Source organism: Staphylococcus sp. HMSC36A10 (assembly GCF_001838845.1).
Lineage (GTDB): Bacteria > Bacillota > Bacilli > Staphylococcales > Staphylococcaceae > Staphylococcus > Staphylococcus aureus.
Window position 1 is genome coordinate 3581 of record NZ_KV839123.1, and the last position, 7972, is coordinate 11552.

Genomic DNA, 7972 nt, shown 5'->3' on the forward strand with positions numbered 1-7972 from the left:
ACTTTAAAGATTTGTCGAAGTACAAAGATGGAGACATTTCATATAATCCAGAGGTGCCGAGTTATTCAGCCAAATATCAATTAACGAATGATGATTATAATGTAAAGCAATTACGTAAAAGATATGATATACCAACAAATAAAGCACCAAAGTTATTGTTGAAAGGCTCTGGAAATTTAAAAGGTTCATCAGTCGGATACAAAAAAATTGAATTTACTTTCGTAGAGAAAAAAGGAGAAAATATATATTTTAGTGATGGGCTACAATTTAACCCAAGTGAGGATAAATAATTATGACTAAAAAAGAGTATGAAATCAATCCCGGTAAAATAAAGAGTAATACGGAAGAAACTAGCGCAATAGCTAATATCAGTTATGAAATAGAAAATGCAAATGATAACAACTTAGAAACTACAAAAATTAATGGGCAAATTAAGGATTTAAAAAAAGACGGGAAGTTTCCCAAAAACTTAGACTACATAGATAGTTATACAGATCCCAGTACGGGGACCACGGCAACGGCATTTTTAAATAAAGATACAGGTAAAGTTACTGTAGGAATGGCTGGGACAAACGTTCACGGCGATCAAATTAAAAAAGTAGCTTTCAGTTTGGTGGCGCCATCATCAATTCGACCCTCTAATCAAGATTTGAAAGATGTACTAGGCACTATGGAGGATGGTGCTGCGGATCTTGCTATTGGAGTTGGATTGGTCAATTATAAAGGAAAACATTTTGCAAATACACAGCAGTTTATTGAGAATTTACAAAAAAAGTACGAAATTGATACCGTTACTGGTCATTCTTTAGGAGGGAGAGATGCTATCTTTCTTGGGCTTCGTTATAACATCAAAAATGTTGTGGCATACAATCCTGCTCCGTTAGAAGTAAAAAGCATTCGTAATAAATTTGGTGGTCAATTGTTTAGAAATACGACATTTCCAGATGAAAAATATTTAAAAGAGTTAATGGATAATTATGATGGAGATATTACTAAGGTTATAACTCAAAAGGATGGATTAGACTATTTAGTGAAGCGTACAGATCATTTAACTTGTGGTGATGTGTTACGTATAAACAATGGTCAGGGCCATGCGATGGAGAATTTTTTAGGAGAAAAAGAACAACGTGAAATAATCGAAGAACTAATGTTAGTAAAAGGATATCGCGATGCAAATGACAAAGCATTTAAGGCTTTGAAAAAAAATACTGAGAAAAAACTCGGTAAAATAGATGAAATCAAATCGAAGTTACTGCAAACGAACGGTGGCGCCCTCTCGTCTTCTCAACAAAAATTGCTTGAAACTTTAGTGGCATTTTCGGTAGCTGAAGGACTAAGTAAAATGGTTGACCAAGAACTTCAGCAGTTGAAAAATATGTTCAATCTTATGGATGAGAAATTTGAAGCAAATTGGAAAGACGCACAAGAAGCTAGTGATATTGTAGGTAAACATCTTTCATACCCAGAAAAGGTAAGTGCATTAGATAACGGTGGTGTCAATGAAAGTAAACTTGCTACCGAACCACATAATGAAATAAAAGACAAACTAAATAAAATTACGGACTTATCTAAGAAATATAATTCGTATTTACAGCAAATCGAAAAAAGTATTAATGAAATAGTTGCTAAGGATCAACAATTGGCAGGGCAAATAGGTGATTTAATATGATGTTTGAAGAATACAAAAAAATAGATGATCTTGAAAATGCATATGAAATAGAGTTGAAACGTATTGATAGGGAAATACAAAATCTTAATGATTTAAAATATCACCTTAGAAGAGAAAATGAACAAAGTTATGATGCATTTTTGTATTTAAAGAATAAAATGAACTATAGTGAAGAGTCAAATGCTAAGGTGAGACGACTAGTTGAAGAATTTGATTATGAAGCAGATACTTATATTAGACAAAAAGAGTTAAAGTTAGAAGATTATAAAGAAGAAATAAGAAGAGAATATATACAGCAATCTGAAAAAATAATGGAGGCGAAGTAGCTTATGGGAATCCCTGATCCGTTATCTAATCCTATGTCTGATCCTTTACTAGGAGATAGTTGGATGGTAGGTGATTTGAAAAAAGACAGGAAAAAAAACTAATCACAACAGTCATCGCACCTGAACATGATGAAAAGCATCGTGAAAATAAAAGTAAAATGAAAAAATCTGAAAAGCAATTGATCAATCAGTTAATTAATCATGGCCATACATTTAAGAGTGATTTTAAAAATGTAGCTAAAGGTGATTGGGTTAATAAAGCCATGCAAGACTTAGATAAATTAGGCAATGAGCTTAAAAAAATAATGAATTAGTTGAATTGTCACATACTTTTTCAAACCAACAACGAACTAAAAAATCTATATAAATATGATTAAAAGAAGTCATAACCATTCGTAAAGGATGGTTATTTTTAATAGTAAACAAAATTGCTGCTAACTTACATCTTGAACCGAGTGAGGATAAATAATCATCCACACACACGATTCAACACGAATTTCAAATATATTGCTGTAAAATAATGTAAAATAAACGTATTCATATTACTGAATTGAGGGATAGTATGCAACGTGATTATTTAATTCGAGTAGAAACTGAGAGCATGTCAGATTTCAAAAGGCTCAATGGTTTAATGATTGGTTTTGTTATTAAAGGTGAGGCACATATTTATGATGAAAATAATATGACGCAATGCAACAGTGGCGACATTTTCATTATTAACCACCGCGACTTGTATCGATTTCAACTTCAACAAGATGGCATCATATGTTATATCCAATTCCAAATAAAATATTTAGCAGACAAGTTTGATGATGCGCATTGTCTATATTTTCACTTAACAGATGCGACCACAACAAAGAATATACATCAACTGAGAAATATAATGGCAAGACTGGTTTCAACATACATTCGACATAATGAGTTGTCTAAATTGACTGAGCAACAACTTGTAATTCAGTTGCTTATGCATATGATTCATTATGTCCCGCGTACATATCATTCGAACCAAAGTATCTTAAATGATGATAAAGTGAATCAAGTATGCGACTATATCGAGTTACATTTTCATGAAGACTTAAGCCTTTCGGAATTAAGCGAATATGTTGGGTGGTCAGAGAGCCATCTGTCTAAAAAGTTTACAGAATCGCTAGGTGTAGGATTCCAGCATTTCTTAAATACGACGCGAATTGAGCATGCGAAACTCGATTTGACATACACAGATGAAACGATTACTGATATTGCATTGCAAAATGGCTTTTCAAGTGCAGCGAGCTTTGCGAGAACATTTAAACACTTTACGCATCAAACGCCTAAACAATATCGAGGTGATCGTCCAGCAATCACTGAAAACCAGCAATCGGCACAACATGATTATCACGACCGTGAATTGATATTACTTTTAAATGACTACATTGAAGAAATGAATCATTTTATTGAAGATATTGAAAAGATGAACTATAAAGAGATTGCCTTTAAACCAAATAATCAACAACTAAATCAATTTAATCATATTATTCAAGTGGGCTATTTGAGGAATTTGCTCAATACACAGTATCAATCACAGTTACTTACATGTCATCATGATTTTCAAGTCAATGAAGTATTAGCATATGATGTGATGCCATATATTATGAAAAAGCTCAATGCGCCATTCACGTATGATGCAGAGATTTCGAATATATTTTATGATATCGATTTGTGTTTAGACTTTTTATTAGATCATAATTTTAGTCTAACCATGCATTTGAATCAGTATGACTCACGAGATTATATCGATGCATTCAAAGTATTTATCCATCACGTTGCCCTGCATGTCAGTCATAGAAAAGATTTGAAGTTCAACTTGTATGTGACGACATTGCACAATGCTTTGATTGAAATGATTGATTATTTTAAAGCGTTATTCCCTAATGGTGGCTTGTACATTCACTTAGATCAAGCTACGGAAAGACATCTACCATTGTTGAAACGACTTGAGCCACACATCGACCATTTTGTATTTGATGCCAATTCAAATGATGCTGTTGATTTTAATAAAATGAATGATGATGAATTTAAAACCGCGAGTCAAATGATTATTAATAAAACGAATTACCTTATCGACTTAATACATCGTCATAACCTAAAGCGTCCACTCATTTTACTCAATTGGAATACATTGACGGGTGATACATTTATAACCAACGGCGAATATTTTAGAGGTGGTATCATCATTGAGCAGTTATTAAAGTTAAGCTCTAAAGTAGAGGGTATCGGGTATTGGTTGAATTATGATTTGCACGTTAGTCATTGTAAAAATGAACGGGATTATATGAATTCTATTGAACTGTTTCATCAATATAATGGAAAACGTCCGGTCTATTTCACGGCATTGCTATTTAATAAATTAACAAGCAATATTTTGTATTCTGATGATACATGTATTGTCACGGGAACTGATTCAAATTTTCAAATATTGTTATATGATGCAAAGCATTTTAATCCGTACTTAGCGTTGGACAATCAAATGAATATGCGTGCAACGGAAATGATCCATTTGAACATTAATGCCTTGGAAGAAGGTATGTATAAGATTAAACATTTTACCTTAGATAAAGAAAATGGTGCGTTATTTAATCTTTGGCGCAAACATCATACGATACATGGCATGGACAAGGACTCTATAGATTACGTTAATCGAATGAGTTTTCCGAAATTAGAAGTATATGATATAGATATCACGGACACACTGGCATTAAACATTAAAATGATTACGAATGGGATTCACTTAATTGAAGTAAAACGTTACCCAAGTTCATAAAATGATCACAAATCACAAATTTTGATATACATAATTTGTGATTTTTTATATTCAAAGCTAAAATTGCAAAAAATTAATGGTTAACATCTCTGTTGTTGGCAATATAAATAATGATTAATCATTTATGATGTAACTAAGGAGATGAAGGATATGAATCAACAATTAATTGAAACTTTAAAATCTAAAGAAGGCAAAATGATTGAGATCAGACGTTATTTACATCAGCATCCAGAATTATCTTTTCATGAAGATGAAACGGCGAAATACATCGCTGAATTTTACAAAGGTAAAGATGTGGAAGTAGAAACGAATATCGGACCACGTGGAATTAAAGTAACGATTGATTCAGGGAAACCTGGTAAAACATTAGCAATCCGTGCAGACTTTGATGCATTACCTATTACTGAAGATACAGGATTATCTTTTGCATCACAAAATAAAGGTGTTATGCACGCATGTGGTCACGATGCACATACAGCATACATGCTTGTATTAGCAGAGACGCTTGCTGAAATGAAAGATAGTTTTACAGGAAAAGTCGTTGTGATACATCAACCAGCTGAAGAAGTACCACCAGGTGGTGCTAAAGCAATGATTGAAAATGGTGTATTAGACGGTGTTGATCATGTATTAGGTGTACACGTCATGAGCACAATGAAAACAGGTAATGTGTATTACAGACCTGGTTATGTTCAAACAGGACGCGCATTTTTCAAATTGAAAGTTCAAGGTAAAGGTGGGCATGGTTCATCACCACATATGGCCAATGATGCCATTGTTGCAGGTAGCTACTTCGTCACAGCGTTACAAACAGTTGTATCTAGACGACTAAGTCCATTTGAAACCGGTGTTGTCACAATCGGTTCATTTGACGGTAAAGGTCAATTCAATGTCATTAAAGATGTTGTTGAAATTGAAGGTGATGTACGTGGATTAACAGATGCTACAAAAGCAACAATTGAAAAAGAAATTAAACGTTTATCAAAAGGATTAGAGGATATGTATGGTGTAACTTGCACCTTAGAATATAACGATGATTATCCAGCATTATATAATGATCCAGAGTTTACTGAGTACGTGGCTAAGACGTTAAAAGAAGCAGACCTTGAATTTGGTGTCGAAATATGTGAACCACAACCACCTTCAGAAGACTTTGCATACTATGCTAAAGAACGTCCAAGTGCCTTTATTTATACAGGTGCAGCTGTGGAAGATGGTGAAATTTACCCACATCATCATCCTAAATTTAACATTTCAGAAAAATCATTACTTATTTCGGCAGAAGCTGTAGGGACAGTTGTTTTAGATTACCTTAAAGGAGATAACTAACATGAATGAAACGTATCGCGGGGGCAACAAGTTAACCTTAGGTATTGTATTAGGTGTTATTACATTTTGGTTGTTTGCACAATCACTTGTAAATGTTGTACCAAATTTACAACAAAGTTTTGGCACAGACATGGGGACAATTAGTATAGCGGTCAGTCTAACTGCACTATTTTCAGGTATGTTTGTCGTTGGAGCAGGTGGTCTAGCAGATAAAATTGGGCGCGTGAAAATGACGAATATCGGTTTATTGTTAAGTATTATTGGTTCAGCATTAATTATTATTACGAATTTACCGGCATTATTAATTTTAGGTCGTATTATACAAGGCGTATCAGCAGCGTGTATTATGCCTTCCACATTGGCCATTATGAAAACTTATTATGAGGGTGCTGAACGTCAGCGCGCCTTAAGCTACTGGTCTATCGGTTCTTGGGGTGGCAGTGGTATCTGTTCACTCTTCGGTGGTGCAGTTGCGACAACTATGGGTTGGAGATGGATTTTCATCTTCTCAATTATCGTTGCCGTACTTTCAATGTTACTCATCAAAGGGACGCCTGAAACGAAATCAGAAGTTACCAATACACATAAATTTGACGTTGCAGGGCTAATTGTTCTAGTAGTTATGTTGCTAAGTTTAAACGTTGTCATTACTAAAGGTGCAGCACTTGGTTACACATCATTATGGTTCTTTGGTTTAATTGCAATCGTAATTGTAGCATTCTTTATTTTCTTAAAAGTTGAGAAAAAAGTAGATAATCCGCTTATTGATTTTAAATTATTTGAAAATAAACCATATACAGGTGCAACGATTTCGAACTTCTTATTAAACGGTGTTGCAGGTACATTAATTGTAGCGAATACATTCGTGCAACAAGGTTTAGGTTATACAGCATTGCAGGCAGGATACTTATCAATTACTTATTTAATCATGGTGTTATTGATGATTCGAGTTGGTGAAAAATTATTACAAAAAATGGGTTCTAAGCGACCAATGTTATTAGGTACATTCATTGTGGTCATTGGTATTGCACTTATTTCATTAGTATTCTTACCAGGCATATTTTATGTTATCAGTTGTGTCGTAGGATATTTATGTTTCGGACTAGGCTTAGGTATTTATGCAACACCTTCTACAGATACAGCTATTTCGAATGCACCGTTAGATAAAGTTGGCGTTGCTTCAGGTATTTATAAAATGGCTTCATCACTTGGTGGCGCATTCGGTGTCGCAATTAGTGGTGCTGTATATGCTGGTGCAGTTGCTGCAACGAGCATTCATACAGGTGCGATGATTGCACTTTGGGTTAACGTATTAATGGGAATCATGGCATTTATCGCAATTTTATTCGCGATTCCTAATGATGATAAACGTGTCAAAGATGCGAAATAATAACGATGACACGCCAAGTGTTTTGATAATGATATAAATGAAAGTAAAGCAAATTAAATGAGGAAATGTATAGAGCAGTGCATATAGATAAATCTATAATTGGATTAACACTAATATAAATATAAATGAAAAACCATCCACTTAAACTTTTGATAAGTTAGGTGGATGGTTATTTATTGCGTTGTTCTAAAAATTTGGACATTTATATGGAAAGAACTATATATAATGTGAAGGTTATGGCAATTCGCTTCAATGAAGGCGACGTGTAAAAGTGTATATTAAACGTTTCGGGGTCAGACTCCGAGAACAGTGTCCGTCATGCTTACCGCATACTAATGAAGCATCATTATATCAGTGTTTATAGCCGATTTAAGATAATAAAGTTTGCTAAATATAAAAGAGCTTGGGACATTCAATAAAAATCGAATTATCATCAATAAGATTTTGCTTTAAACATT

General features: G+C 33.8%; 7 protein-coding genes. All 7 read left to right on the plus strand.

Going from position 1 to position 7972, the window contains the following annotated elements; genetic code table 11:
- Window positions 1-290: Csa1 family protein (locus HMPREF3247_RS10470; RefSeq protein WP_142349154.1), on the plus strand; the 290-nt coding region annotated here is incomplete at its 5' end.
- A gap of 2 nt (window positions 291-292) precedes the next feature.
- On the plus strand, window positions 293-1669 hold the full coding sequence (locus HMPREF3247_RS10475) for a hypothetical protein (RefSeq protein WP_000161981.1): 1377 nt from the start codon (window positions 293-295) through the stop codon (window positions 1667-1669).
- On the plus strand, window positions 1669-1995 hold the full coding sequence (locus tag HMPREF3247_RS10480; protein WP_001566861.1) for a hypothetical protein: 327 nt from the start codon (window positions 1669-1671) through the stop codon (window positions 1993-1995). Before HMPREF3247_RS10475 ends, HMPREF3247_RS10480 begins: the two co-directional genes overlap by 1 nt.
- Window positions 1996-2153: 158 nt before the next feature.
- A complete protein-coding gene (locus HMPREF3247_RS15005; protein ID WP_001806875.1) occupies window positions 2154-2309 on the plus strand; it encodes a hypothetical protein in 156 nt (51 codons plus the stop codon).
- 248 nt (window positions 2310-2557) lie between these two features.
- On the plus strand, window positions 2558-4795 hold the full coding sequence (gene aryK / locus HMPREF3247_RS10490) for a transcriptional regulator AryK (RefSeq protein ID WP_064129949.1): 2238 nt from the start codon (window positions 2558-2560) through the stop codon (window positions 4793-4795).
- Window positions 4796-4945: 150 nt separating this feature from the next.
- Complete coding sequence (locus HMPREF3247_RS10495) at window positions 4946-6124, plus strand: M20 family metallopeptidase (RefSeq protein ID WP_001075819.1); 1179 nt, start codon at window positions 4946-4948, stop codon at window positions 6122-6124.
- A 1-nt stretch (window position 6125) separates the two neighbouring features.
- Window positions 6126-7514 carry a multidrug efflux MFS transporter NorC gene (gene norC / locus HMPREF3247_RS10500; RefSeq protein ID WP_001006447.1) on the plus strand — a complete coding sequence of 463 codons (1389 nt, stop codon included), beginning with the start codon at window positions 6126-6128 and terminating at the stop codon, window positions 7512-7514.
- Window positions 7515-7972: the final 458 nt, after the last annotated feature.

Excerpts from the sequence above, each read along its gene's own strand:
- HMPREF3247_RS10475 (WP_000161981.1), top strand. The coding sequence starts at position 293 with ATGACTAAAAAAGAGTATGAAATCAATCCCGGTAAAATAAAGAGTAAT.
- HMPREF3247_RS10480 (WP_001566861.1), top strand. The coding sequence starts at position 1,669 with ATGTTTGAAGAATACAAAAAAATAGATGATCTTGAAAATGCATATGAA.
- HMPREF3247_RS15005 (WP_001806875.1), top strand. The coding sequence starts at position 2,154 with ATGAAAAAATCTGAAAAGCAATTGATCAATCAGTTAATTAATCATGGC.
- aryK (WP_064129949.1), top strand. The coding sequence starts at position 2,558 with ATGCAACGTGATTATTTAATTCGAGTAGAAACTGAGAGCATGTCAGAT.
- HMPREF3247_RS10495 (WP_001075819.1), top strand. The coding sequence starts at position 4,946 with ATGAATCAACAATTAATTGAAACTTTAAAATCTAAAGAAGGCAAAATG.
- norC (WP_001006447.1), top strand. The coding sequence starts at position 6,126 with ATGAATGAAACGTATCGCGGGGGCAACAAGTTAACCTTAGGTATTGTA.